The sequence below is a fragment of the Xanthomonas protegens genome (assembly GCF_038442435.1).
In the GTDB taxonomy this organism is placed as follows: domain Bacteria; phylum Pseudomonadota; class Gammaproteobacteria; order Xanthomonadales; family Xanthomonadaceae; genus Xanthomonas_A; species Xanthomonas_A sontii.
Genome location: NZ_JAQJCQ010000016.1, coordinates 38,474 through 62,990 on the forward strand (window position 1 = coordinate 38,474; position 24,517 = coordinate 62,990).

General features: G+C 68.9%; 24 protein-coding genes. 12 read left to right on the forward strand and 12 right to left on the reverse strand.

The window, feature by feature from the left end:
- Nucleotides 1-17 precede the first annotated feature (17 nt).
- Nucleotides 18-1,547 (reverse strand): aldehyde dehydrogenase, encoded by a 1,530-nt coding sequence (gene adh / locus PIQ37_RS16995; RefSeq protein WP_342074367.1) that lies wholly within the window; start codon nt 1,545-1,547, stop codon nt 18-20.
- 243 nt (nt 1,548-1,790) lie between these two features.
- Here adh and PIQ37_RS17000 point away from each other — a divergent pair, with 243 nt between their 5' ends.
- Both PIQ37_RS17000 and PIQ37_RS17005 read left to right on the forward strand, forming a co-directional pair.
- Nucleotides 1,791-3,689, forward strand: coding sequence for a sigma-54-dependent Fis family transcriptional regulator (locus PIQ37_RS17000; RefSeq protein WP_342074368.1), 1,899 nt, complete (start codon nt 1,791-1,793; stop codon nt 3,687-3,689).
- A gap of 315 nt (nt 3,690-4,004) precedes the next feature.
- Nucleotides 4,005-4,769 carry an SDR family oxidoreductase gene (locus PIQ37_RS17005; RefSeq protein ID WP_342074369.1) on the forward strand — a complete coding sequence of 255 codons (765 nt, stop codon included), beginning with the start codon at nt 4,005-4,007 and terminating at the stop codon, nt 4,767-4,769.
- Nucleotides 4,770-4,890: 121 nt separating this feature from the next.
- Here the strand turns inward: PIQ37_RS17005 and PIQ37_RS17010 are convergent, their stop codons facing one another.
- Nucleotides 4,891-5,310 carry a hypothetical protein gene (locus PIQ37_RS17010; protein ID WP_342074370.1) on the reverse strand — a complete coding sequence of 140 codons (420 nt, stop codon included), beginning with the start codon at nt 5,308-5,310 and terminating at the stop codon, nt 4,891-4,893.
- A 441-nt stretch (nt 5,311-5,751) separates the two neighbouring features.
- Nucleotides 5,752-7,878, reverse strand: a complete 2,127-nt coding sequence (locus PIQ37_RS17015) for a TonB-dependent receptor family protein (protein ID WP_342074371.1) — start codon at nt 7,876-7,878, stop codon at nt 5,752-5,754.
- Nucleotides 7,879-8,008: 130 nt separating this feature from the next.
- On the opposite strand from PIQ37_RS17015, the gene PIQ37_RS17020 reads away from it, so the two are divergent.
- The 7 genes from PIQ37_RS17020 (at nt 8,009) to PIQ37_RS17050 (ending at nt 13,634) form a co-directional block, all read left to right on the forward strand.
- A complete protein-coding gene (locus PIQ37_RS17020; protein ID WP_342074372.1) occupies nt 8,009-9,211 on the forward strand; it encodes an amino acid aminotransferase in 1,203 nt (400 codons plus the stop codon).
- 170 nt (nt 9,212-9,381) lie between these two features.
- Nucleotides 9,382-10,398: a class 1 fructose-bisphosphatase gene (locus tag PIQ37_RS17025; protein WP_160963685.1), complete on the forward strand. Its 1,017-nt coding sequence runs from the start codon at nt 9,382-9,384 to the stop codon at nt 10,396-10,398.
- 253 nt (nt 10,399-10,651) lie between these two features.
- A complete protein-coding gene (locus tag PIQ37_RS17030) occupies nt 10,652-10,975 on the forward strand; it encodes a hypothetical protein (RefSeq protein ID WP_017910080.1) in 324 nt (107 codons plus the stop codon).
- 81 nt (nt 10,976-11,056) lie between these two features.
- On the forward strand, nt 11,057-11,569 hold the full coding sequence (locus PIQ37_RS17035; RefSeq protein ID WP_342074373.1) for a hypothetical protein: 513 nt from the start codon (nt 11,057-11,059) through the stop codon (nt 11,567-11,569).
- 193 nt (nt 11,570-11,762) lie between these two features.
- Entirely contained in the window at nt 11,763-12,035 is a 273-nt protein-coding gene (locus PIQ37_RS17040) for a hypothetical protein (protein WP_150410045.1), read from the forward strand.
- Nucleotides 12,036-12,230: 195 nt separating this feature from the next.
- Nucleotides 12,231-12,842 carry a flavodoxin family protein gene (locus PIQ37_RS17045; protein WP_152236791.1) on the forward strand — a complete coding sequence of 204 codons (612 nt, stop codon included), beginning with the start codon at nt 12,231-12,233 and terminating at the stop codon, nt 12,840-12,842.
- A gap of 84 nt (nt 12,843-12,926) precedes the next feature.
- Nucleotides 12,927-13,634 carry a 2OG-Fe(II) oxygenase gene (locus tag PIQ37_RS17050; RefSeq protein ID WP_017911286.1) on the forward strand — a complete coding sequence of 236 codons (708 nt, stop codon included), beginning with the start codon at nt 12,927-12,929 and terminating at the stop codon, nt 13,632-13,634.
- 157 nt (nt 13,635-13,791) lie between these two features.
- Here the strand turns inward: PIQ37_RS17050 and PIQ37_RS17055 are convergent, their stop codons facing one another.
- Complete coding sequence (locus PIQ37_RS17055; protein WP_342074374.1) at nt 13,792-14,877, reverse strand: PA0069 family radical SAM protein; 1,086 nt, start codon at nt 14,875-14,877, stop codon at nt 13,792-13,794.
- Nucleotides 14,878-15,280: 403 nt separating this feature from the next.
- On the opposite strand from PIQ37_RS17055, the gene cls reads away from it, so the two are divergent.
- From cls to PIQ37_RS17070, 3 genes are all read left to right on the forward strand, one after another.
- Nucleotides 15,281-16,753 carry a cardiolipin synthase gene (gene cls, locus PIQ37_RS17060; RefSeq protein WP_267082408.1) on the forward strand — a complete coding sequence of 491 codons (1,473 nt, stop codon included), beginning with the start codon at nt 15,281-15,283 and terminating at the stop codon, nt 16,751-16,753.
- Nucleotides 16,754-16,864: 111 nt separating this feature from the next.
- Complete coding sequence (locus tag PIQ37_RS17065) at nt 16,865-17,131, forward strand: hypothetical protein (RefSeq protein ID WP_267098921.1); 267 nt, start codon at nt 16,865-16,867, stop codon at nt 17,129-17,131.
- 14 nt (nt 17,132-17,145) lie between these two features.
- Nucleotides 17,146-17,898 carry a pyridoxine 5'-phosphate synthase gene (locus PIQ37_RS17070; RefSeq protein ID WP_342074375.1) on the forward strand — a complete coding sequence of 251 codons (753 nt, stop codon included), beginning with the start codon at nt 17,146-17,148 and terminating at the stop codon, nt 17,896-17,898.
- A gap of 195 nt (nt 17,899-18,093) precedes the next feature.
- Here the strand turns inward: PIQ37_RS17070 and PIQ37_RS17075 are convergent, their stop codons facing one another.
- From PIQ37_RS17075 to PIQ37_RS17110, 8 genes are all read right to left on the reverse strand, one after another.
- Nucleotides 18,094-18,501 carry an ExbD/TolR family protein gene (locus PIQ37_RS17075; protein WP_342074376.1) on the reverse strand — a complete coding sequence of 136 codons (408 nt, stop codon included), beginning with the start codon at nt 18,499-18,501 and terminating at the stop codon, nt 18,094-18,096.
- Between the two features lie 311 nt (nt 18,502-18,812).
- Nucleotides 18,813-19,226, reverse strand: a complete 414-nt coding sequence (locus tag PIQ37_RS17080) for an ExbD/TolR family protein (RefSeq protein WP_026143210.1) — start codon at nt 19,224-19,226, stop codon at nt 18,813-18,815.
- A 3-nt stretch (nt 19,227-19,229) separates the two neighbouring features.
- Entirely contained in the window at nt 19,230-19,655 is a 426-nt protein-coding gene (locus PIQ37_RS17085) for an ExbD/TolR family protein (protein WP_010340666.1), read from the reverse strand.
- Between the two features lie 40 nt (nt 19,656-19,695).
- Nucleotides 19,696-20,460: a TonB-system energizer ExbB gene (exbB, locus tag PIQ37_RS17090; RefSeq protein WP_010340667.1), complete on the reverse strand. Its 765-nt coding sequence runs from the start codon at nt 20,458-20,460 to the stop codon at nt 19,696-19,698.
- Nucleotides 20,461-20,557: 97 nt separating this feature from the next.
- Nucleotides 20,558-21,232 (reverse strand): energy transducer TonB, encoded by a 675-nt coding sequence (locus tag PIQ37_RS17095; protein WP_242082628.1) that lies wholly within the window; start codon nt 21,230-21,232, stop codon nt 20,558-20,560.
- A 152-nt stretch (nt 21,233-21,384) separates the two neighbouring features.
- Nucleotides 21,385-22,578 carry a tetratricopeptide repeat protein gene (locus PIQ37_RS17100; protein ID WP_342074377.1) on the reverse strand — a complete coding sequence of 398 codons (1,194 nt, stop codon included), beginning with the start codon at nt 22,576-22,578 and terminating at the stop codon, nt 21,385-21,387.
- 159 nt (nt 22,579-22,737) lie between these two features.
- On the reverse strand, nt 22,738-23,544 hold the full coding sequence (locus PIQ37_RS17105) for a M48 family metallopeptidase (protein ID WP_342074378.1): 807 nt from the start codon (nt 23,542-23,544) through the stop codon (nt 22,738-22,740).
- A gap of 68 nt (nt 23,545-23,612) precedes the next feature.
- Nucleotides 23,613-24,458 (reverse strand): CPBP family intramembrane glutamic endopeptidase, encoded by an 846-nt coding sequence (locus PIQ37_RS17110; RefSeq protein WP_342074379.1) that lies wholly within the window; start codon nt 24,456-24,458, stop codon nt 23,613-23,615.
- Between the last annotated feature and the right edge of the window lie 59 nt (nt 24,459-24,517).

Sequence of the window (24,517 nt, forward strand, 5' to 3'; positions counted from 1 at the left end):
CCGCCCTGCCCGGCGGGTCAGAAGAAGCCCAGCGCCTTCGGCGAGTAGCTGACCAGCAGGTTCTTGGTCTGCTGGTAGTGGTCGAGCATCATCTTGTGGTTCTCGCGGCCGATGCCCGACTGCTTGTAGCCGCCGAACGCGGCATGCGCCGGATAGGCGTGGTAGCAGTTGGTCCACACCCGGCCGGCCTGGATCGCGCGGCCCATGCGGTACAGCCGCGCGGCATCGCGGCTCCACACGCCGGCGCCGAGCCCGTACAGCGTGTCGTTGGCGATCGCCAGCGCGTCCGCCTCGTCCTTGAAGGTGGTCACCGACACCACCGGGCCGAAGATCTCCTCCTGGAACACGCGCATCTTGTTGTGGCCCTTGAACACCGTCGGCTTGACGTAGAAGCCGCCGGCCAGTTCGCCATCCAGCGCGTTGCGTTCGCCGCCAATCAGCACCTCGGCACCTTCCTGCTTGCCGATATCGATGTAGGACAGGATCTTCTCCAACTGCTCGCCGGAGGCCTGCGCGCCGACCATGGTGTTGGGATCGAGCGGGTTGCCCTGCTTGATCGCCGCCACCCGCTTGAGCACCTTCTCCATGAAGCGCTCGTAGATCGATTCCTGGATCAGCGCGCGCGACGGACAGGTGCACACCTCGCCCTGGTTGAAGGCGAACAGCACGAAACCTTCCACCGCCTTGTCGAGGAAATCGTCGTCCTCGGCCATCACGTCGGCGAAGAAGATGTTGGGCGACTTGCCGCCCAGCTCCAGCGTCACCGGGATCAGGTTCTGGCTGGCGTACTGCATGATCAGCCGGCCGGTGGTGGTCTCGCCGGTGAAGGCGATCTTGGCGATGCGCGGGTTGCTGGCCAGCGGCTTGCCCGCTTCCAGGCCGAACCCGTTGACCACGTTGAGCACGCCCGGCGGCAGCAGGTCGCCGATCACCTCCATCAGCACCAGGATCGAGGCCGGGGTCTGCTCGGCCGGCTTCATCACCACGCAATTGCCCGCGGCCAGCGCCGGCGCCAGCTTCCAGCACGCCATCAGCAGCGGGAAGTTCCACGGGATGATCTGCCCGACCACGCCGAGCGGTTCGTGGAAGTGGTAGGCGATGATGTCGTGGTCGATCTCGGAGATGCCGCCTTCCTGCGCGCGCACCGCGCCGGCGAAGTAGCGGAAGTGGTCCACGCACAACGGCACGTCGGCATTGAGGGTTTCGCGCACCGGCTTGCCGTTGTCCCAGGTCTCGGCATAGGCCAGCAGCTCCAGGTTCTGCTCGATGCGGTCGGCGATCTTCAGCAGCACGTTGCTGCGCTCGGTGCTGGAGCTCTTGCCCCAGGCGTCCTTGGCGGCGTGCGCGGCGTCCAGCGCCGCCTCGATGTCCTCGGCGTTGGAGCGCGCCACCGCGGTGAACACCTTGCCGGTGATCGGCGTGCTGTTGTCGAAGTACTGCCCGCTCTTCGGCTCCACCCACTTGCCGCCGATGAAGTTGCCGTAGCGCGACTTGAAGATGGACTGCGGATCGGTGGCATGCGGCTTGGCGGTGCTGACGGCGTTCATGGTGTTCTCCTTCGGCGGTCGGAAAGGACGGGCAGGGCCGTCCGGTAGCGGCATGTGCGCAAGTCCGATGCCAGGTTTTGCGTGCTGCGCCGCGTCACGCGGTCGCACCGCGACATACCGACGCACCCCGTGCGGTTTTGCTGCGTCGCGTCACGTCTGTCGATTGCGCCGCGCCGGCGGATGTGCTGTTTATCGGAACACCCGTATCACCAGGTGTCGCAATCTGCGACAGCGGAGCCGGACATGGCGCAGCATCCCTCGCAACACCAACTCGGCCAGGCCCGCCGGGCCTTCTTCGAACGCGGCGGCGCGCCGGTCGGGCAGGTGCCCGACACCATCCTGCAGTCGTGGCAGCGCTGCCAGCGCCTGGGCCTGGCCGCGGACGCGAAACCGGCGATCGAACCGCTGGAAGCCTCGCGCCTGCGCGCCCTGCGCGAGGCGCACGAGCGCCTGTGGCGGCTGGCACGCGCCGAGCTGGAAGGCCTGGCCGGCGACGCCGCGGCCACCGGCAGCATCGTGCTGCTCACCGACGAGGCCGGCTGGATCCTCGACGCCGAAGGCAGCCCGCGCTTCCTCGACAAGGCGGGCAGGGTGGCGCTGATGCCTGGCGCGTGCTGGAGCGAAACCCAGGTCGGCACCAATGCGATCGGCACCGCCATCGTCGAGAGCCGCTCGGTGGAAGTGCGCGGTGGCGAGCACTACTTCGCCCCGCACCAGATCCTCAGTTGCGCTGCGGTGCCGATCTTCGATCCATACGGCGCCCTGGCCGGCGTGCTCGACATCTCCGGCGACGCCAGCGTGCAGCACATGCATGCGCTGGCACTGGCGCGGATGGCGGTGGCCAACATCGAACACCGCTATTTCGACGACGGCATTCCCGGCTGCGAACTGCTGCGCGTGCATCACGACCCGGCGCTGCTCGGCACGGCGCGCGAAGCGCTGCTGGCGTTCCGAAACGGCCGCTTGGTGGCCGCCAACCAGGCCGGGTTGCGGCTGTTCGGGCTGGAGCGCCACGAGCTCGGCCGCGCGCCCTACGAAGCGCTGTTCGAGGAGCCGCTGTCGCGGCTGCGCCAGCAGGGCAGCGTGTTCGACCTGCAGGGGCGGGCGCTGCACGGACGCATCGACAGCCCGGCCGACGACCGCCCGCGGCGGCGCCCGCAGCAGGCGCCGATCACCGTGACCGCGTCATCGCGGCCTTCGGCGGCGGCAGCGTCCGACGCGCCGCTGTTCGATGCGGCACAGGAGCTGGCGCTGGAACGCGCGCGGCGCGTGCTCGACGCGCAACTGCCGGTGCTGGTGCAGGGCGAGACCGGCACCGGCAAGGAAGTGTTCGCGCGCGAGCTGCACCGGCGCAGCGCCCGCGCCGGGCGCCCGTTCGTGGCGGTCAATTGTGCGGCACTGCCGGAAGGGCTGATCGAGGCGGAACTGTTCGGCTACGAGGACGGCGCCTTCACCGGCGCGCGCAAGCACGGCAATCCGGGGCTGTTGCGCCAGGCCGATGGCGGCGTGCTGTTCCTGGACGAGATCGGCGACATGCCGCTGGCCCTGCAGCCGCGGCTGCTGCGCGTGCTGCAGGAACGCGAACTGTTGCCGCTGGGCGGCGGCAAGCCGGTGAAGCTGGATTTCGCCCTGGTCTGCGCCACCCACCGCGACCTGGACACGGCGATGGCCGAGCAGCGCTTCCGACCCGATCTGTACTACCGCATCGCCCACCACTGCGTGCAGATTCCGGCGCTGCGTGCGCATCCGGACCGACGCGCGCTCGTCGCCGAGCTGTGGGCGCGGCTGGGGCAGGGCAGGCGCCTGACCGAGACAGCCCTGGCGACGCTGGGCGCCTACGCGTGGCCGGGCAATCTGCGCCAGCTGGTGGCGTGCCTGCGCACCCTGGTGGCGTTGAGCGAAGCGGATGCGCTGGTCGATACCGACGCCTTGCCGGCCTACCTGCCCGGCGTGCACGCGGCGAAGCAGGGCGGTACCCACGTCGCACCGCCACCGCTGCCGTCCGCCGACCTCGACAGCCTGGCGCTGCAGGCCATGCGCCAGGCGCTGGACGCCTGCGCCGGCAACGTCTCGCAGGCCGCACGCCGGCTCGGCATCAGCCGCAGCACGCTGTACCGACGGCTGCAGCTGGGGACGCACTGAGATCGCGTTTCGCTGTCTCCGGCTGCGCCGCGCGATCGTCGACGGCGCACGTCTCGTAGGAGCGGCTTCAGCCGCGACGTGACCTGATCGGGCATGCCAGTCGCGGCTAAAAGGCGCTCCTACAGGACAACCGCGTTTCTTGCCGAGCCGCGACAGCCCCCGCAGAGCGCCGCGTCACGGTTGACCGTCGCTCTCACACCCAACGTGTCTTTCGGGCGGTACACATCGGCCCGCGACTGCCGCGTCCGAACACGGCGAGCAGTGCGCGGTGGGGCCGGCGATGCTCCAGGCTCCTTCGCCACCATGGAGCTTCACATGCAACGCTTGCACGGCAAGATCGCGCTCATCACCGGCGCCAGTTCCGGCATCGGCCACGCCGCCGCGCATCTGTTCGCACGCGAAGGCGCCTGCGTGGTGCTCGGCGCGCGCCGCGGCGCGCTGCTGCAGACGCTCGCCGCTGAGATCGAGGACGCCGGCGGCCAGGCCGCGTGGCTGGCCGGCGACGTCCGCGAGGAGGCCTATGCGCAGGCGTTGGTGGCGCTGGCGAACACGCGCTTCGGTGGCCTGGACATCGGCTTCAACAATGCCGGCACCCTGGGCACCTTGGTGCCGACCACGCAGCTGCAGGCGCAGGCCTGGCGCGACGCGCTGGATACCAATCTCAGCGGCGCATTCTTCGGCGCCAAGCATCAGATTCCGGCGATGCTGGCACGCGGCGGCGGATCGCTGATCTTCACCTCGACCTTCGTCGGCCACACCGTCGGCTTCCCGTGCACCGCCTCCTATGCCGCCAGCAAGGCCGGCCTGATCGGCCTGACCCAGGCGCTGGCAGCGGAGTTCGGACCGCAGGCGATCCGGGTCAACGCCTTGCTGCCCGGCGGCACGCACACACCGATGGCGGAGGCGATGAACGGCACGCCGGAAGCGCTGGCGCAGGTCGCGCAGCTGCATGCGCTCAAGCGCCTGGCGCAGCCGGACGAGCTGGCGCGGGCCGCACTGTTCCTGGCCTCGGACGAGGCCGCGTTCGTGACCGGCAGCGCGATGCTGGTCGACGGCGGCGTATCGATCATGCGCAGTTGATGCAGGCGGCGGTCGCGATGTCGCCGCGCCCGGACGCTGCATGGCGAGGCGCACGCTCGCCACCGCGGGCGATGCCCTGCCGCTGCCGGCGTCGCGACAGCAGCGGCGGGGCCTGCATCGCTCAGTCGTAGCTGTTGTTCATGCACGGTGAGCTGACTGGCGTCAGCACACTGAAGCTGCTGGCGTACAGCGCGATGATGCAGGTCCCCGGCGCATCGCTCTGCACGTAGTTGCATTGCTTGCTGTTGCGGCTACGCGAGCTGCCATCGCTCATCTGGAACGACAGGTTCCAGTAGTCGCTGGAGCCGGTCTGCGCCCGCAGCGGCACGGAGGCGATCGTACCGCCCGCCGGCAGCGACGCCGAAGCGGCCGGATCCATGTAGTTGCCGCAGGTGTGCTTGACGCTGACGTTGTTGATCGTCTGGCCGGTGCAATTGACCACCGTGAAGGTGCCTTGGTACGGCGTGGCGCTGACGCCTTCGGCCAGCGCGGGTTTGCTCTTGATGCCGGCGTTGTCGCGGCTGTCGTCGGATGTGCTCATGGTGCGTCTCCTGGAGGGGCGTAGCGGCCTGCGGGGGTGGCATTACGCTAGCGCCGCCGCGAAGAACGCCGCCAGCGTCCGCCGCCGGTTCGCGTAGACAGGTGCAGTGCGTTTGGTAGACGACTTGCCTGCGCGGCGCAGCGTGTAGACACGCGGCACCTGGCGTTCGCTCAAGCCAGGCGTGGCATCGCCTCCGATGATTCACACGAGGCCGCCAGGCGCCTTCTCCCGCAGTGCCGCTATCGCGTTCGCCTCGCACTGCATCTGCGCCTCGCACTTGCCATAGTTCGACAGGTGCAGATGCTGTTGGACGCATCGACCGCCATCGGCGTACAGCTGCGGCAGGCTGTCGCCGAGTGGTCGCCAGAACCAAGCAGGTGCGCAGCTGCCTCGCCACGCAGCCGCGAGCGAAAGCCTAGCCCGACCGGCAGGCGTTCGCGGCTAGTGCGGCAAGTCCCACTGCAAGCCGACCGTGTAGCTGCGGTCGGGGCCCGGCTCGTAGTAACGGCCATTGCCGTCGTTGACGATGACCGAGCCGATGTAGCGGCGATCGAACGCGTTGTCGATGCGCGCGAAGGTGCGCAGGGTGCCGTGCGCGGTCGGCCAGCGTCGCGCCGCTTCCAGGTTGAGCAGGGCGTAGCCGGGCGCGGCCTCGCTGGCCAGGTCGTTGACCACGGTGTCGCCGGCGGCCACGCCCTCCACCGCGAATTGCCAGGCGCGCGGCTGCCACTGCCAGCGCGCGAACAGTTGCTGTTGCGGCACGCCGGGCAGGCGCGTGCCGGCGGCCACCACCGCGGTCGGCGTCGCGCAGCCGCTGCTGGCGCAGGTCAGGTAGGCCTGGCGCACCGTCGCCTGCAGCCAGGTGTAGGCCACCTGCAGTTGCGCGCTGGCGCCCAGCGGCAGGGTCAGGCTGGTCTCGGCGCCCTGGCGGCGGGTGCGGCCGATGTTGCGGTAGGTGCTGCGGCCGTTGATGTTGCTGGCCACCGCCAGCTCGTCCTCGGTGGTGGCGCGGAACAGCGCCGCGTCCCAACTGGCACCGGCGGCGTTGCGCCACTTCGCGCCCAGTTCCAGGTTCTGGCTGCGCGCGGCGGCCAGGTCCAGCGCCAGGCCGGCGCCGCCGTCGCGGCGGTAGCCCAGTTCGTTGAAGGTCGGGGTCTCGAATCCGCGCCCGGCCGAGGCGTAGAGCCGCAGGTCGTCGGTGACGCGGAACACCAGCCCGGCCACCGGCGTGGTCGCCGCATAGTCGGTGCGGCCGCTGTCGTCGGGATTGCGGCCGACGATGTAGGCATCGTTCGAGCGGAACCGCACCTGGCTATGGCGCAGTCCGGCCAGCAGCGACCAGCGCTCGGCGAACTGCCACCAGGCCTGGGCGAACTGGTCCACATTCTCCACCCGGTCCTGCTGGTCGCGGCGCAGCCGGCCCTTCACCCCGAGCGTGCTGCCGACGAAGTTCTCGTAGCCGGTGCGGTGCTGTTGCTGGCGGTCGGCATTGGCGCCGACGGTGAACTGGAACGGGCGGCCGCCCAGTTCGCTCTGCCAGGCCCAGCGCGCGTCGAGGCCGCCGTAGTCGCCGTCCAGGTCGATCACGCCGCCGGCATTGAGCGGGTTGCTCTGCGCGCCCACCGGGACCGAGAGGTATTGGGTGACGTCGCGGCGCCCGGCGTAGCCCATCAGCCGCCAGGTCTGCTGGTCCACCTGCTGGGTGAAGATCGCGCCGGCCTGTACCTGGCGGGTGGACTTGCGGGTATCGAACTGGGCGGCGGCGGCGGTGGCCTGGCGCGGGTCGGCGGCGACCTGGGCCCGGCTCAGGCCGAGCGGATCCTGCGCGTCGGGTGCCTCCAGCGCGTTGAGCAGCAGGTCCAGGCGCCGCCCGGGCGCCAAATCGATGCCGATCTTGGCGTTGAAGGTGGTGCGCTGGGCGTGGCTGTGGTCGCGGTAGCCGTCGGTGCTGAAATGGGTGGCCGCCAGGTTGTAGTGGACGTCGCCCTGCTGGCCCAGCGCCTGCGCGCTGAGGGCGGCGGTGCCGTGGCTGCCGATCGCGCTGCGCAACCGCCACGGATCGTCCGGCTGGCCGTCGGCGCTCCACAGCTGCACCACGCCGCCGGAGGAGTTGCCGTACAGCGCCGAGAACGGCCCGCGCAGCACCTCGACGCGCTCGCTGCCGAACAGGTTGAAGTTGGACAGCTGGCCCTGGCCGTCCGGCATCGTCGCCGGGATGCCGTCCAGCAGCAGGCGCACGCCGCGCACGCCGAACGCCGAGCGCGCGCCGAAGCCACGGATCGACAGCTGGGTGTCCTGCGCGTAGTTCTGGCGGTCGCGCGCGAGCAGGCCGGGTATCCCGGCCAGGGCCTCGGAGGCCTGCACGCCGAGGCGGTCGCTGTCGCCCAGGCCGGTGGTGGTCAGCGACGCCGGCAGGTCGAAATCGGCCACGCCGCCGACGCGGGCGGCCTGGACCTGGAGCACTGGCAAGGTGGTGGCCGGATACCCGTCGGGAGCGGCGTGGACCAGGGGCGACAGCGCCAGGGCGCAGGCCCCGCAGAGCAGGGCGGAGGGCAGGGAAGATGACATGGCCCATCATCGCCCAACTGCCGCCCGGCCGCACCCGGCCAAGCGCGGCAGCGTTTGTTAGGATGAGGTGTTTGACCGCGCCGGCTCCGGTCCTTCCGGCCCCCACCTCCGCCACCGAACGAGTACCGCCGTGTCCTTCTTTGCAAACGTGGAACAGGTCCCAGGCGACCCGATCCTGGGCCTGACCGAGGCCTACAACGCCGACTCCCGCCCGACCAAGGTCAACTTGGGCGTGGGCATCTACTACGACGAAAACGGCCGCATCCCGCTGCTGCGCGCGGTGCAGCAGATCGAACAGCAACTGGCGCAGGACGCCAGGCCGCGCGGCTACCTGCCGATCGACGGCCTGCCGGCCTACGACCTGGCCACGCAGAAGCTGCTGTTCGGCGCCGAGTCGCCGCTGCTGGCCGCCGGCCGCGTCGCCACCTCGCAGACCATCGGCGGCAGCGGTGCGCTGCGCGTGGGCGCGGACCTGCTGAAGAAGCTGCTGTCCACCTCCACCATCGCCATCAGCAACCCGAGCTGGGAGAACCACCGCGCGGTGTTCGGTGCCGCCGGCTTCGACGTGGTCGAGTACACCTACTTCGATCCGGCCAGCCACGGCCTGAACTTCGACGGCATGCTCGCCGACCTGCGCCAGCTCGCCCCCGGCAGCGTGGTGCTGCTGCACGCGTGCTGCCACAACCCGACCGGCGCCGACCTGAGCAAGGCGCAGTGGCGCACCGTGGCCGAGCTGCTGAAGGAACGCAACCTGTTCCCGTTCGTGGACATCGCCTACCAGGGCTTCGACAAGGGCATCGACGCCGACGCCTACGCGGTGCGCCTGCTGGCCGAGGTCGGCATCGACAACTACGTGGTCGCCAGTTCCTACTCCAAGTCGTTCTCGCTGTACGGCGAGCGCGTCGGCGCGCTGTCGGTGGTCTCGGCCAATGCCGCCGAGAGCAAGGCGGTGCAGTCGCAGGTCAAGCGCATCATCCGCACCATCTACTCCAGCCCGTCCACGCACGGCGCCGCGCTGGTCGCCGGGGTGCTCAACAGCCCGGAGCTGCGCGCGATGTGGGAGCAGGAGCTGACCGAGATGCGCGAGCGCATCCACGCCCTGCGCGCCGGCATGGTGCAGAAGCTGGCCGCCCTCGGCGCGCCGGAGTTCGGCTTCATCCAGCAGCAGGCCGGCATGTTCTCCTACTCGGGCCTGAGCAAGGCGCAGGTGGACCGGCTGCGCGAGGAGTTCGGCATCTACGCGGTCGGCACCGGCCGCATCTGCGTGGCCGCGCTGAGCCAGAAGAACCTGGACTACGTGACCCAGGCCGTGGCGACCGTGCACAAGGGCTGAGCCCCACGGTCCCGCATCGAGCCGGAAGCGCCTGCGCTTCCGGCTTTTTTTGCGCCTGCATGGCGGCCGTGTCGGCCCGCGCCGGCATGGTCGCGGAACACCGTTGATCGAAATCTGCGGCGCAACCCGCGACAATGGCGGCCCCCTTCTCACGCAAGGCCGTCCTGCCCATGTCGCGAACGTCGCTGACCCGCTTCCTGATCGAAGAACAGCATGCCGGGCGTATCGGCCCGGAGCTGCGCCAGCTCATCACGATCGTGTCCCGCGCCTGCAAGCGCATCTCCATCGCGGTCAGCAAGGGCGCCCTCGGCGGCGTGCTCGGCGACGCCGGCACCGGCAACGTGCAGGGCGAAGCGCAGAAGAAGCTGGACGTGCTCAGCAACGACATCCTGCTCGAAGCCAACGCCTGGGGCGGCCACCTCGCCGCCTGCGCCTCCGAAGAGATGGACCACTGCCAGCCGGTGCCCGACAAGTACCCCAGCGGCGATTTCCTGCTGCTGTTCGATCCGCTGGACGGCAGCTCCAACATCGACGTCAACGTCTCGGTCGGCACCATCTTCTCGGTGCTGCGCGCACCGCCCGGCACCGACAAGCCCGGCGACGAACACTTCCTGCAGCCGGGTACCGCGCAGGTCGCCGCCGGCTACTGCATCTACGGCCCCAGCACGATGCTGGTGCTGACCCTGGGCCACGGCACCCACGCCTTCACCCTGGAGCGCGAGGAGGGCAGCTTCCTGCTGACACAGGCCGACATGCGCATCCCCGAGGACACCGCCGAGTTCGCGATCAACATGTCCAACCAACGCCATTGGGAAGCGCCGATGCAGCAGTACGTGGCCGACCTGCTGGCCGGCAGCGAAGGCGTGCGCGGCAAGAACTTCAACATGCGCTGGATCGCCAGCATGGTCGCCGACGTGCACCGCATCCTCACCCGCGGCGGCATCTTCATCTACCCGTGGGACAAGAAGGATCCGGGCAAGGCCGGCAAGCTGCGGCTGATGTACGAAGCCAACCCGATGGGCATGCTGGTGGAGCAGGCCGGCGGCGCCGCCAGCACCGGCCGCGCACGCATCCTTGGCCTGCAGCCGGAACAGCTGCACCAGCGCGTGCCGGTGTTCCTGGGCTCGAAGAACGAAGTGGCCGAGGCGGTGCGGTATCACCTGGAGCACGACAGCCGCCACGGCTGAGCGCGGTGGCACGGCAGCCGCGCGTCCGGGGCCCTGGACGATGGCGGCTGTCGCCAGCGCTGCCGTATCCTTGGTGCCGCATCGCCGGCATGGTCGCGGTGGGTACAAGGGGGAGGCCGCTACAGGCGGCGCATTGCGATTGGGCGGGATCGTCCTGTAGCGGCGCCGTCGCTTTGGGGCGGTCTTGACGCGATGGTGTGCGCTCACTGCCACGGCGCCGATGGCGGCAGAAAACTCAAACAGGGGAAATGCAATGAAACATGTCTTCGGGCTGTTGCTGCTGCTCGTCTCGGGTGTGGCCTGTGCCGACACCACGCAGCAGGGGAAGATCACCCGCGTCGTGGTCGAATCCAACTACGCTTCGGTCTGGCTGGAGAACCAGCCGACCAACAACGAGTGCGCGTCCGATGGGCGCTGGGTGATCGATTTTTCCGCGGACGCCATCGCCAAGGAAAAGTATTCGGCCATCCTCTCCGCCGCCACGTCCAGGACCCAGGTCGTGCTGCAGTACACGACCAGCGAGGGCTGTGGCGGTTTCGGCGCGAAGAAGATCCACTACGTCGATCTGCTGTACTGATCCCCGACGCTTGCCGCGCCCCTGGCCGGGCGCGCGGCGATGCGGCAGGATGCGCCGATCGAGACGAACAGGGAGGTTCCGATGCGCTGGTGCCTGATGCTGGTGGCGATGATGTCGAGCGGAACGCTGTCGGCTGCCGAACCCTTTCGCATGCAGAACCTCATGCTGCTGCAGCCCGAATCGGTGATGCGCGATCGCGCCGAGAGCGTCGAAGACCTGGCGGCATATGTGAAAGCGCTGAATGCCACGGCGTCGCGCGAACTGGCGCCGGTCGCCACGCCCCGACCGGCCGCCGGCTTCGTGGCCGTGGCGGTCCGCCCAGGCGGCCGGTCCCGGGTCTGGCTGGATGTGACACCTGCACTGCCCGATGCGCTGGCGAACACGCTGGTCACCGCCCTGGAGCGGGTACCGCCATTCGAGGCCAAGGGCGGTGTGGTGGTGTTCGCGCTCAACGTCACGCTGTGGGACGCGCCGCCGACCCAGCGCCAAGGTCCTTCGCCAGCGGCCTGGCAGCGTGCTGCGGAAGGCGAACAGTCGCCGATCGAAATCGGCGACCTGGTCGATCGGGTCTGGCCAGCGAGTGCGGCGCACTGAGGCACGGGAGCGGCGCTCGTCATGACCCACGACCGTGCGTCCGCTGCGACACCGCTCCTTTGCGCCGCTGGCGACGTGCCGGCGGTTGCCTAACGCCCTGGCTGCGGTAGGGTAGCGGCGTCCGGCGACAGCAGAGCGCGTTGACCGCCGGCGGTCGTCGCATGCACTTGGTCGTCCCGGGCGGGAGGAACCCATGAACCAGACCCTCGTCGTGCTGTTCTTCTTCGCCACCGCGCCGGTCGCGCTGATGCCCACCGTCATCGCGCTGTTCACCCGCCACCGCTGGCGGCGGCGGATCGTGCTGGTCAACCTGGCGCTGTGGACGCTGCTGTTCTTCGCCGCCCGCAGCTTCACCCTGTACAACTCCAGCCGCTTCGAGCTGCCGACCCTGCTGGCGCTGGCGGTGTGGCTGGCGCTGCTGGGCATCGCGATCCGCGGCACGCCCGGGTCATCCAGGCGCTCCTAGCCACCGACAACGCACGCACGCCAGTTCGGTGCGCGATGGGCGATCGCGGCGGCGGATCGCTATCGACACATGCCTGATCCCGACGCGCTCGGTGCGCGTTTGCGGTGCCGCAGCGCTCACGACCCTTGCACGCCATCGCGACGTCAGGCCCATCGCGCCCGATCCACAGTGAGGTTTTACTGACGGAGTCGGACAATGTCCCTGCGCGCCTTCGGCCTGAACTGCTCGCTCAAGCGCGGCACTGCGCCCTCGTCCACCCAGCGCCTGCTGGATCAGATCCTGCAGGCACTGGCCGCTCACGGCGTGCAGGGCGATTCGGCGCGTGTGGCCGACTTCGACGTGCGCCCCGGCGTACGTGCCGACGAAGGCGACGGCGATGCCTGGCCGCAGCTGCGCCAGCGCGTGCTGGACGCAGACATCTTCGTGCTGGCCACGCCGATCTGGGTCGGTCATCCCTCGAGCCTGGCGCAGCGCGTGCTGGAGCGCATGGATGCGTTCCTCGGCGAAATCGGCGACGACGGCGTGTATCCGACCTTCAACCGCGTGGCCATGGTCGCGGTGGTGGGCAACGAGGATGGCGCGCACAAGGTCAGCGCCGATCTCTACCAGGGGCTGACCGACTTCGGTTTCAGCGTCGCCGCCGGCAGCCCGCCGTACTGGGTCGGCGAGGCGATGGGCAGCACCGACTACCAGGACCTGAAACAGACGCCGAAGGTGCTGGCCGACACCATCAAGACCGCCGCCAGCAACGCCGCGCACCTGGCGCGCCTGCTCAAGGCCAATCCGTACCCGCCGCCGCTGGCCTGAGCGTTCCGCCGCGTCGGAGCGCCAGTGGCACGGAGCCGCCGTGCCGCGGCTGCAACCCTGCGAAATCGCTGGTAAGGTCGCGCGATGTCCGACCTGCATCCCGATTTCATCGAAGTGTTCGATGGCGCCATGTCCCGCGAGGACTGCGCCGCCATCCTGCGCCGCCTGCGCGGCAGCACCCAGTTGCGGCCCGGCGAGGTCGGCAGCGGCGTATTCCCCGAGCTCAAGCGCAGCCGCGACCTGCGCATCAGCGGCCTGGAGCCATGGCGCGACGTGGAACAGCGGCTGCAGCAGGCCGTGTTCGGCGGGCTGCTCGGCTACCTGCGCAAGTACCCGCAGACGCTGATCTCGCCGCTGATGCTGCAGGTGCCCGGCGCCGACGGCCAGCCGCACCGGCTCGGCGCCGACGACTTCGCCCTGCTCGACGACGCCGCGCTGTCCAACCTGGCGCGCACCTGCCTGCGCCCGGGCGCGATCAACCTGCAGTGGTACGAAGCGGGCGAGGGCGGCTATCCGTACTGGCACTGCGAACTGTACCCGCGCGATCCGAGTGCCGAGACCCTGCACCGGCACCTGCTGTGGACCCTGTACCTCAACGACGATTTCGACGAGGGCGAGACCGAGTTCCTGTTCCAGCAGCGCAAGATCGTCCCGCGCGCCGGCAGCCTGCTGATCGCCCCTACCGCCTTCACCCACACCCACCGCGGCAACCGCCCGCAACGCGGCGACAAGTTCATCGCGACGAGCTGGATCCTGTTTCAGTCGGCGCAGGCGTTGTACGGCCGGGAGTAGGGATTGGGGATTCGTAATGGGGCAGGGATTCGGAATTCGGAATTCGGGATTGGGGATTCGCAAGAGCGGCGCAACGGCGGCCTGACGCAGCCACTGCAAACCAGCTGCCAAGAAAGCCGCTTTTACGAATCCCGAATCCCCAATCCCGAATCCCCGCTCAAAACAACACGCCCTGCGGCGACGGCGGGCGCGGCGGCAGCGGTTTGACGAAGTGGCTGCAGTCCAGGCGCCGGCGCGGGGACTCGGCATAGCCCAGCCGCTTGTGCGCCAGCGCGAAGCGCCGCGACAGCAGGTCGGCGTAGACCCCTTCGCCGCGCATCCGCTTGCCGAAGGTGCTGTCGTAGTCCTTGCCGCCGCGCAACTGCTGCACCGTGCTCATCACGTGCGCAGCGCGGTCGGGATGGTGCGCCTGCAGCCAGTCGCGGAACAACGGCGCCACCTCGTGCGGCAGGCGCAGCAGCACGTAGCCGGCAGACTCGGCGCCGGACTCGCGGGCCGCCTCCAGCACCGCCTCCAGCGCGTGGTCGTTGATCCATGGGATCACCGGCGCCACCATCACCCCGACCGGCACGCCGGCCTCGTGCAGGGTCCGCATCGCCCGCAGCCGCGCGTGCGGCGCCGAGGCGCGCGGCTCCAGCTTGGCCGACAGCCGCGGGTCCAGCGAGGTCACCGAGAAGTGCACGCTGACCAGGTTGTCGCGGGCCAGCGGCGCCAGCAGGTCCAGGTCGCGCTCGACCAGCGCGTTCTTGGTGATCAGCGAGAACGGGTGGCGGGTCTCGGCGAAGACCTCGATCAGGCGGCGGGTCAGCTGCAGCTTGCGCTCGATCGGCTGGTAGGCGTCGGTGTTGATGCCCAGCGCGATCGGGCTGGGCACGTAGCCGGGCTTGGCCAGTTCGCGGCGCAGCAGCTCCGGGGCATTGGTCTTGGCGAACAGGCGCGTTTCGAAATCCAGCCCCGGCGACAGGTTCAGATAGGCGTGGCTGGGGCGGGCGAAACAGTAGCTGCAGCCGTGCTCGCAGCCGCGGTACGGGTTCACCGATTGCGCGAATCCCACGTCCGGCGACTGGTTGCGGCTGATGATGCTGCGTGCGGTCTCCTCGCTCACCTGCGTGCGCAGGCGCGGGGCGGCGAATTCCTCGCTGTCGTCGGGGTGCCAGCCGTCGTCCTCGGCCTGGCTGACGGTCCGTTCGAAGCGGCCCGGCAGGTGGCTGCCGGCGCCGCGGCCCTTGATGGCGGTGCTCATCGGCATAGGCTACGCGGCCACCGTCTCGGCGGATGCGACTGCACCGACGGCGGCGCTGAATCTTTCAGGCCACGCAGTCAGCGTGGCTCACCTCCGCCCGTTGCCCACGGCGGCGCAGCAGATCGACGTTCCACGGCGGGCCGGCGGCCTGTCGCTCTTCGGCGATGACGCTGATATTCGCCGAACCGGGCCCTCGTCACGGGCGCACGCGAACGCCGTCGCCTTGGCGTCACTCGGTTGCCGCGAACGCCTGCTGTCATGCACCCGTAGTGCAGCGCAGGTTCGCAGAGCGGATGGCTGCCAGCGCGCCAGACAGCAAACCCACGCGATCCGGGCGGTCGCCGCGGTGCCGGGCCGGCACCGCCTTCGCCGCAAGCTCCGCGTCACCCTCTAGAATCCGCCGATGCTCGTGATCGCGACTCTGCAGAATACCTGGGACCGGCTGACCGGTATTCCGCATATCGGCGCCTACCTGACCGCCGCCTACCTGCTCTACATCCTGTGGCTGAGCGGCTGGATCGTGCTGCAGAAGCGCGAGCCGGCGGCGACGCTGAGCTGGGTGCTGTCGCTGGCCGCCTTGCCCTACCTGGGCTTCGTCATCTACTACCTGCTCGGCCCGCAGAAGGTGAAACGGCAGCGCCTGCGCCGCGGCCGCTCGCGCTCGGGCATGGAACACTACAGCAGCGTGTGCCCACCCGACGCCGACTGCACCGAGCTGGCCAAGATCGCCCAGGCCACCACCGGCCTGGCACCGAGCTCGGCCACCGCGGTGCAGTGGCTGGTCGACGGCGCGGCGACCTATGAGGCGATCCTGCGCGACATCGGCGCCGCGCAGCACCACGTGCACCTGGAGTACTACATCTTCAATCCCGACCGCACCGGCACGCGCATCCGCGACGCACTGGTCGAGCGCGCCCGCGCCGGCGTGCGGGTGCGGCTGCTGCTGGATGCGGTCGGCTCCTCGCAGGTGCGCAAGCGCTTCCTGCGGCCGCTGCTGGAGGCCGGCGCCGAGGTGGCCTGGTTCCATCCCACCCAGTTGCTGCGGCCGTTCAAGTTCAAGCGGCCCTGGGTCAACCTGCGTACCCACCGCAAGATCGTGGTGATCGACGGCCGCATCGCCTTCACCGGCGGCATCAACGTCACCGACGAGGAGAACGAGGCGCTGCGCGCCGACGCCTACCGCGACCTGCACCTGCGCTGCGAGGGCCACGTGGTGCGCAGCCTGCAACTGGTGTTCGTGGAGGACTGGCTGTACGCCACCCGCCAGGGCCGCGACGCCTTCGACATGGCGCGGATCTGGCCCAGCGACATGCCCAGCCGCGACGCCGGCAGCATCCAGGCGCAGGTGCTGGTGTCGGGGCCGGATTCGTCGTGGGAAAGCATCCATCGCCTGCAGGTGGCGGCGATCTACGAGGCGCAGCGGCGGGTGTGGCTGGTCACGCCGTACTTCGTGCCGGGCGAGGCCGCGCGCATGGCGCTGACCTCGGCGGCGCTGGGTGGCCTGGACGTGCGCCTGCTGGTGCCCAAGCGCAGCGACTCGCGGCTGGTGACCTTGGCCGCGCGCTCGTACTTCGACGAGCTGCTGCAGGCCGGCGTGCGGATCTACGAGTACGGCCCGCGCATGCTGCACACCAAGGCGCTGATCACCGACGAGGACCTGTGCCTGGTCGGCAGCGCCAACTTCGACAACCGCAGTTTCCGGCTCAATTTCGAGGTCGCCACGCTGTTCCGCGACCGTGGGCTGACCCGGCAGCTGGCCGAGCTGCTGGAAGGGGAGATGGCCGACGCGGTGCGCGTGCGCGACGACCGCAAGCGCTCGCTGTGGCGCTACCGGCTGCCGGAGGCGGTGGCGCGGCTGACCTCGCCGCTGCTGTAGCGGCGGGCGCCACGGCACCCCGGCGCCCGAATCACCGCGCGCCGGCCGCGGTGCCACGTGGAACCGGCACGCCCGGCGGCGCTACACTGCGCCATCCTTGGGGAGATCGTCATGTACTGGCTCTTTCTGCCGCTCGCACTGGGTGCTTTCGTTCTGGCGTTCACGACGCCGCACATGTGGTTGCTGGTGGTGAGCCTGCTGGCCGCGCTGGCGTTCCTGCTGGCCTGGGCGCGCGGCTGGTACGTGGCCAAGATCGGCGACGCCAGCCAGCGCGACGCGATGCCGATGATCGACCCGGCCGAATTGCGCCGCCTGCGCGAGCAGGCCGAGGCGCGCCGCGCCGCGGCCGCCGCCAGCGACGACGCCACGGCGCCGTAAGCGGCGCACCGGCGATGACCAAGCTCAGCGTCAACGTCAACAAGATCGCAGTGCTGCGCAACTCGCGTGGCGGCGACCTGCCCAGCGTGCTCGAGGCGGCACGCGCCTGCCTGGACGCCGGCGCGCACGGCATCACCGTGCACCCGCGCCCGGACCGGCGCCACATCCATGCCGAAGACGTGCTGGCGCTGGCCGAACTGACCCGCGAGCGCGGCGTCGAATTCAACATCGAGGGCAACCCGTTCGCGCCGCCGCGTCCCGGCTATCCGGGGCTGATCGCCCTGTGCGCGCAGACCCGCCCGGCGCAGGCCACCCTGGTACCCGACGGCGACGGCCAGCTCACCTCCGACCATGGCTTCGACTTCGGCCGCGACAGCGACCGCCTGCGCCCGCTGATCGCCGAACTGAAGGCCCTGGGCTGCCGGGTCAGCCTGTTCGTCGATGCCGACAACCCCGACCTGGCGGTGGCGGCCGAACTGGGCGCCGACCGCATCGAGCTGTACACCGGTCCCTATGCCGCCGCGTGGGAAGAGGGCGACAGTGCGGCGGCCGCGCCGTTCGCCGCGGCCGCACGTCGCGCGCAGGCCGCCGGGCTGGGCGTCAACGCCGGCCACGATCTGGCCCAGGCCAACCTTGGCGCGTTCCTGGCGACAGTCCCGGACGTGCTGGAAGTGTCGATCGGCCACGCGCTGATCGGCGAGGCGCTGTACGCCGGGCTCGACGCCACGGTGAAGGCGTATCTGGCGGTGCTGGCCGGGGCACGCTGAGCGAGGCCGACAACGCGGCCTGGCTCCCTGGAACTTGCCCGCGTCGCGAGCGCAGCGATCGCGTGCGGCAAGGCCGTCGCGATCGGCGCAATGCGATCGACCTGGGCGTTCGCTGTCTCCCGCAAGCGGGACCGCGCGGCTTCCCGGCGTGGGCGACGCCACCGGCAACGGTGGCGTCGCGCCGCAGGCCGCCTGTTACTGCACGAAGCCGATGCGCTGGACGTCGGCGTTCTTGGCCGCGGCCAGCACCTTGGCCATGGCCTCGTAGTCGGCATCCGGACTGGCGTCGACACGCAGTTCGGGCGGGTTGTCGCTGGCCTGCGCCATCGCCTCCTGCAGCCGCGGCTGCAGATCGCGAAAGGACAGCGGCGCCGCGTTCCAGAACAACTGGCCACTGGCGTCCAGGCGCAACTGGATTGGCTCAGGGGGCGGCAACAGGCGTAGCGGCGCGTGGGTCCGCTGCGGCAGGTCCATGGTGATCGTCCGCGTCAGCATCGGCGCGGTGACGATGAAGATGATCAACAGCACCAGCATCACATCGACCAGCGGAGTGACATTGATCTCCGCCAGCGGTCCCCGATTCCCTGCAGCACTGAACGCCATGGCCAGCCTCCTGTGGGTGTGGTGTCGCGTCACCAGCCTACACCCGTGTTGCGGCGGTGCGCGAGGGGGCGACAGGCGGACGTGCTTCGGTTTGGCACGGAGGAACGTCCAGTCGCTCAGGTCGGGTGGGGGGCGAACGCGCGGGGCCTCCAGCGAGGCTGGACGGCACGTCACGCCACACGCCAGGCCGACGGCGGACATTGTCGGGCAGGGCAGCCAGCGTGCGCGCATAAAAAAACGCCACCGTTGCCGGTGGCGTTTGCAGTCGCGTCATGACTGAGGTGTTGCGGTGAAGCGAATTGCGGTGAAGCTTATTGCTGCACGAAGCCGATCTTCTTCATGTCCGAGTTCTTGGCGGCGGCCAGCACCTTGGCCATCACTTCGTACTCGGAATCCGGATTGGCATCGATGCGCAGTTCCGGCTGGTTGGTCGGATCGCGCTGTACTTCGTTTTCCATCATCTGCGGGAGCGCAGTCACCGCCACCGGACTGTTGTTCCAGAACACCTGGTTCGACGCATCGATCCGCAGATCGATCGGCGGCGGCGGATCGCGCAACTGCGGCGGCGGGTTGATGACCCGCTGCGGCAGATCCACGTCGATCGGATACGTCATGATCGGCGCGGTCACGATGAAGATGATCAACAGCACCAGCATCACGTCGACCAGCGGCGTGACGTTGATGTCGGCCATGGGACCACGGCCGCCTCCTGAGCTGAACGCCATGGCTCAGTTCCCCTTCTCTTTGGTCGCAACGAAGCCGACGTCCAGCATGCCCTGACTCTGCGCGATCTTGGTGATCTCGTTGATCGTGCGCATCTTGGTGGTGCGGTCGCCACGCAGGTTGAGCGGCGGCTGCGGGGTCTGCTGTGCGGCGGTCGAGAAGCGCGATTCCAGGGCTTCCTTGGAAATCGGCTCATCGTTCCAGTACAGCGACCCGTCCTCCTTGACCGCCAGGGTGATCGGATTCGAACGCTTGTCGTCCTTGTCCGGATCCTGCTTCAAGTTGGCTTGGGGCAGTTCCACCTTGACCTTGTGGGACATCAGCGGTGCCGTGATGATGAAGATGATCAGCAGCACCAGCATCACGTCCACGAGGGGCGTGACGTTGATGTCGGCCATGGGGCCGCCGCTGTTACCACTACTGAAAGCCATAACGGGCTCCGTTAACGTTGCGTGGACGACTTAGCCGGGATCAGCGAACGCGCGAACCGGTGGCGAAGAAGTCGTGCAGGTCGTGAGCGAAGGTGTCGAACTTGGCGATCACCGAGCTGTTGACCTTGCTGAAGAAGTTGAAGGCGAACACGGCCGGGATCGCGACGAACAGACCGATCGCGGTCATGATCAGCGCTTCACCGACCGGGCCGGCCACGGCGTCGATCGAGGCGGAGCCGGTGGCACCGATCTTGATCAGCGCACCGTAGATGCCCCACACCGTACCCAGCAGACCGACGAACGGCGCGGTCGCACCGACGGTCGCCAGCAGGGTCATGCCCGACTGCAGCTTGGTGCTTTCGCGGGTCACGGCCTGACGCAGGGCGCGGTCGACGAACTCCGAACGGCTCAGGGTCTCGCCCAGGCCGGTGCCGGTGCCGGCTTCGGCGCGCTGGTGGTGCGCGGCGGCTTGCGCAGCGTCCAGGGCGATCTTCGAGAACGGCTCGGAGGCCGGCTGCTCTTCCATCGCACGGATGGCGTCCTGGGCGTTCGGGGTATCCCAGAACAGGCTGGTGACGCGGTCGGCCTGGCTCTTCAGGCGGGTGGCGCGGAAGATGTTGATGATCGTCCAGTACCAGGACGAGGCGGACATGATGATCAGGGTGATGAGCACCACCCAGGAGACGGCGAAGTCACCCGGCTTGGAGGTCATTTCGGTGATCAGGTGCTCGAAGCCCATCTGCGACAGGGCGTTCGATGCGTTGTTGCCCCCCGCAGCAGCGGCGATGAAAATTTCCTGCAGCATGACGCTTACCTTTGTTGTGTGTGGTGGTGATGAGGGTGGTGCAAAGAGTAGACAGGGTTTGCGGACCGGCGGTGCGCCGGTCCGCGCAACCTTTGTATCAGTTCAGCGCGAAGTTGACCGGGACGCGGACGCGGCCGGCGGTCTTCTGTCCATTGACGACAGCGGCATTGAACCGCCACTTGCGCGCTGCTTCCATGGCGGCGCGGTCCAGGTCGCGGTTGCGGCTGGATTTCTCGACGGCAACGTTCGTGACGTTACCACTGGCATCGACATCGATGATCAGGATCACCTCGCCCTGCGCGCCCGACCGGAATGCAGCCGGCGGGTACTTCGGCGGGTTCATGTTCTTCGACGAAATATCGACGCTAGCGCTGATGTCGGAGGGTGCGGCCGGCGGCGCGGGCGGCGACGGCGGGGTGGCCACGTCGTTCGGGCGCGGCTCCGGCACGTCGATCACCGGGGCTTCCGGCGGCGGCGGCAGCGGGGTCGGCTTCGGCGGCGCGAGGTTCTTCACCGGCGGCGGCGGAGTTTCCGGCGGCTTCGGCGGCGGCGGCGGCGGCGGGGGAGGCGGCGGCGGTGCGTCCACCAGGGTGACCATGATGTTGCGTTCCTTCTCCGCCACCGCCTTGGGCGCAACGGCCGGAATCAGCAGCAACATCAGCGCTGCAAGGTGCAGCGCGATTACGAAGGCAATACCGATGATGCGCGGCCAGCTGAGGCCGGAGGCGTCATCTTTGTCGTACTGCCGATGGATGACCAGTTGTTCCGTCATGCGCCAATGACTCGATTAAAGGGGGGCGGATTCCGCTGTGGAGCGGAACCCAAGTTCACGCGGGGATGACACCGCAGGAACCTCCAAGCTTATACCAATCCCTGTTACCTGCACTACTTTCAGCACTGGTCATCGGGGGCTTTTTTTGCGTGCTACTTCAGGTTGATGATCTTCTTGGCGTCTTCCGGCTTTTTGACGCCCTTGGCCAGTGCCTGCTGCGCGGCCTGCTTGGCCTCGGCAACGCGGCCTTCCGAATGCAGCACCTTGGCCAGGTTCAGATAGGTTTCGCCGTCCTTGGACATCGGCGCCGCCTTCTGCCAGTTCTCGATCGCCTGCGGCAGCTGGTCGGTGTAGTAGTACGACTGCGCCAGCGCCAGGTAGGTCTGGTAGTCCGGCTTCAGAATGCCCTTCTGCATACCTTCGTTGATGACCGCGATGACGTCCTTTTCGTGGCCGTCGGTGTTGGCGTAGATCGAGTACAGCTGCTTGTATTCCTTCTCGTCAGTCAGCTGACCGGAAGTACGCAGCTTGTCCATCACCGCCGCGGCCTTGTCCATCTGGTCGGCCTGCATGTACATGCTGGCCAGGTTGAGCTGGGCCTTCTTGTCGTTGGGCGACTTGGCGGCCAGTGCCTCGGCGGCCTTGACCGCTTCACCGGTCTGGCCGGCTTCGGCGTAGGACGCCATCAGCAGCTGGTTCCAGCTGTCCTTCGGCTCCGGCGACGCGGCGATCGCCTGCTTCAGCGCCGGGATCGCTTCCTGGTAGCGCTGCGCCTGGTACAGGGCCTGGCCCTTGAGGATCAGGTCTTCCGGGCGGGTGGACTTGGTTTCGGCGAGGAACTTGTCGAGGGTGGCCAGGCCTTCGGCGGTCTGCTCGTCCTGCAGCTGCAGCTGCGCCAGCATCAGCATCGACTGGTAGTGCCCGTTGTTGTCCAGGCCGTTGAACTGGATCGCCTGCTTCAGATAGGCCTGCGCGGCCTTGCTGTCGTCGAGGTTGTAGGCGGCCTGCGCGGCCAGCTGCGCGGCGACCGACTTGTCGTACTCGTTGGCACCGCTGTTGGCCAGGATCTCATCGGCCTGGGCGCGCACCGACGCGTAGTCCTCGCCCTTGTTGTAGGTGTCGATCAGCTTCTGCAGCTTGCTGCCGAGCTTGGACGACGGCTTGCCGGTCGGCTCCTTGCGCTCGGCATTGGGGAACAGCACCGCGGCCTTCTCGTTCTTCGCATTGCGCGAGGAGCGGTGGTCGGTGCGATCGCTCTGCGCAGCGGCATCGGTCACCACCGCGCCACCGAGGGCGGCGGCGATCACCAGGGACAACAACGCTTGCTTGCGAATGCGGAATTTCATGGGTCACCTCGGTGGAAACCGCCCGGAGCGGCACGGAAGACGGAGCGGCCATTCCTCGGCCGAGCCAGCAAACCTATCAGAAACCTGTACGCCGTGAAAACGTTTTTGGATGCGTTTTCTGTGACAGTGCCGACGACGGGCACAGGGACGACGAACGACTCAGCCGCACTTGGGCGTCCTGCCGGCGCTGCGCGCCTGCGCATACACCGGTTCCAGCGCGGCGACGTCGCGCTGCAGCTCGCCGATGCGGGCACTGGGATCGGGGTGGGTGGACAGCCATTGCGGCGGACGTTCGCCACCGGCGGCCATCATGTTCTTCCACAGATCCACCGCCTGCGCGGGGTCGAATCCGGCCTGCGCCATCAGGCGCTGGCCGACGACATCCGCTTCGGTTTCCTGCTGGCGCGAACCGGGCAGCAGGAACAGGGTCTGCGCGGTCATGCCGCCGACCTGGCCGACGGTGTCGGCCGCGCCCTGGCCGTAGCGGGCACCGGCCAACGCGCCGATCACGCTCAGCCCTGCCTGCGCACCGAGCTGGCGGGTGATGCGTTCTTCGTGATGACGCGAGATGACGTGGCCGATCTCGTGGCCGAGCACGGCGGCGAGCTGGTCCTGGTTCTTGGCCACGCTGAAGATGCCGCTGTTGACCCCGACCTTGCCGCCGGGCAGGGCGAACGCGTTGGGTTCCTTGTCGTTGAACAGCGCGGTTTCCCAGCCGGTGCCGCGCCATTGCTCGGGCAGCTGCGCGACCAGCGTGTTGACCACGCAGCGCACGTAGGCATTGCGCTTGGGATCGGTGTCCAGCTGTTCCTTGGCCTTGGCTTCGGCGAAGGCCTGCGCGCCCATCTGGTCGAGTTGTTGTTGCGAGATGCCGCCCACGACCTGGGTGCGCCCGGTTGGCGATGTCGTCGTCGCGCACGCTGCCAGCAGCATCGCGAGCGATGCGCCAAGTACCACTTGCTTCATACGGTCCCCCCTCCTAACACGCGTCGCAGTGTGGGGGGCCGCGTCTTAACATTTCGTCAAACAAACCTTCAGGTTGCGCCAAACCAGTAGAGTCCGGCGACCGCGATGGCGTTGTTGAGCCCATGCGCGGCGATCGGCGCCCACAGGGTGCCGGTACGTTTGTACAGCCAGGCGAACGCGGCGCCCATGCCGCCATAGACCAGCCACAGCTGCGCGGTCTCGGCCAGCCCGTTGCCGGTGGTCCCGGGCACCTCGTGCACCAGGGCGAAGGCGGCACCGCTGAGCAGCATGCCCAGCCGCGGCCGGCCCGCATCCCACAGCCGCCCGAACAGCACGCGGCGGAACAGCAGTTCCTCGTAGGCCGGCGCGATCACAATCGCGAACACGCACAGGAACAGCGGCATCTGCGCCATCGCGTCCTGCATCAGCGGCAGGTTGGTCGGCACCGGCTTGATGCCGATCTGCGCCGCCAGCGCGGAGATCGCCGCGCTGCCGACGAACACCCCGACCGCGACCAGCAGCACCCAGCCCCAGGTCGAGGGTGTGCGCGCCGCCTGCCACGAGGCGCGGCGCTCGGCGGCGCTGGCCGGGCGCCGCAGGAAGTACAGCAGCAGCGCCGCGGACAGGGTGCTGACCAAGGCGATCAGCAACTGCGCCAGCGCCCCCGGCTGGCCGACCTGCTGCGCGACCAGCGCGGCCAGGCGATCGGCAGGCACGCCCTGCGCCTTCAGCTCCATCGCCAGCTGGAAGCCGCGGATCACGCCCCAGATCAGGCCGCACAGCACGCTCACCGCCAGCAGCACCACCGCCGCCAGCAGCACGTCGAGGAAGAAACCGAGGATCGGCCGGCGCGGGCGGGCCGGCGGCGCGGAAGGCAACGGCAGCGGGGTGGCGGGCAACGGCGGTGCGGTCATCGCGATCCTGTGCGGAAGCGGGCGGAAGGCACAGCGGGACGCCCGCCCCGGCGCACGCC

Coding starts and splice junctions, on each gene's coding strand:
- PIQ37_RS17035 (WP_342074373.1), top strand. CDS start 11,057: ATGCGCTGGTGCCTGATGCTGGTGGCGATGATGTCGAGCGGAACGCTG.
- PIQ37_RS17070 (WP_342074375.1), top strand. CDS start 17,146: ATGACCAAGCTCAGCGTCAACGTCAACAAGATCGCAGTGCTGCGCAAC.
- PIQ37_RS17000 (WP_342074368.1), top strand. CDS start 1,791: ATGGCGCAGCATCCCTCGCAACACCAACTCGGCCAGGCCCGCCGGGCC.
- PIQ37_RS17010 (WP_342074370.1), bottom strand. CDS start 5,310: ATGAGCACATCCGACGACAGCCGCGACAACGCCGGCATCAAGAGCAAA.
- PIQ37_RS17110 (WP_342074379.1), bottom strand. CDS start 24,458: ATGACCGCACCGCCGTTGCCCGCCACCCCGCTGCCGTTGCCTTCCGCG.
- PIQ37_RS17015 (WP_342074371.1), bottom strand. CDS start 7,878: ATGTCATCTTCCCTGCCCTCCGCCCTGCTCTGCGGGGCCTGCGCCCTG.
- PIQ37_RS17075 (WP_342074376.1), bottom strand. CDS start 18,501: ATGGCGTTCAGTGCTGCAGGGAATCGGGGACCGCTGGCGGAGATCAAT.
- PIQ37_RS17085 (WP_010340666.1), bottom strand. CDS start 19,655: ATGGCTTTCAGTAGTGGTAACAGCGGCGGCCCCATGGCCGACATCAAC.
- PIQ37_RS17100 (WP_342074377.1), bottom strand. CDS start 22,578: ATGAAATTCCGCATTCGCAAGCAAGCGTTGTTGTCCCTGGTGATCGCC.
- adh (WP_342074367.1), bottom strand. CDS start 1,547: ATGAACGCCGTCAGCACCGCCAAGCCGCATGCCACCGATCCGCAGTCC.
- PIQ37_RS17095 (WP_242082628.1), bottom strand. CDS start 21,232: ATGACGGAACAACTGGTCATCCATCGGCAGTACGACAAAGATGACGCC.
- cls (WP_267082408.1), top strand. CDS start 15,281: ATGCTCGTGATCGCGACTCTGCAGAATACCTGGGACCGGCTGACCGGT.
- PIQ37_RS17065 (WP_267098921.1), top strand. CDS start 16,865: ATGTACTGGCTCTTTCTGCCGCTCGCACTGGGTGCTTTCGTTCTGGCG.
- PIQ37_RS17005 (WP_342074369.1), top strand. CDS start 4,005: ATGCAACGCTTGCACGGCAAGATCGCGCTCATCACCGGCGCCAGTTCC.
- PIQ37_RS17105 (WP_342074378.1), bottom strand. CDS start 23,544: ATGAAGCAAGTGGTACTTGGCGCATCGCTCGCGATGCTGCTGGCAGCG.
- PIQ37_RS17030 (WP_017910080.1), top strand. CDS start 10,652: ATGAAACATGTCTTCGGGCTGTTGCTGCTGCTCGTCTCGGGTGTGGCC.
- PIQ37_RS17045 (WP_152236791.1), top strand. CDS start 12,231: ATGTCCCTGCGCGCCTTCGGCCTGAACTGCTCGCTCAAGCGCGGCACT.
- PIQ37_RS17055 (WP_342074374.1), bottom strand. CDS start 14,877: ATGAGCACCGCCATCAAGGGCCGCGGCGCCGGCAGCCACCTGCCGGGC.
- PIQ37_RS17040 (WP_150410045.1), top strand. CDS start 11,763: ATGAACCAGACCCTCGTCGTGCTGTTCTTCTTCGCCACCGCGCCGGTC.
- PIQ37_RS17050 (WP_017911286.1), top strand. CDS start 12,927: ATGTCCGACCTGCATCCCGATTTCATCGAAGTGTTCGATGGCGCCATG.
- exbB (WP_010340667.1), bottom strand. CDS start 20,460: ATGCTGCAGGAAATTTTCATCGCCGCTGCTGCGGGGGGCAACAACGCA.
- PIQ37_RS17080 (WP_026143210.1), bottom strand. CDS start 19,226: ATGGCGTTCAGCTCAGGAGGCGGCCGTGGTCCCATGGCCGACATCAAC.
- PIQ37_RS17025 (WP_160963685.1), top strand. CDS start 9,382: ATGTCGCGAACGTCGCTGACCCGCTTCCTGATCGAAGAACAGCATGCC.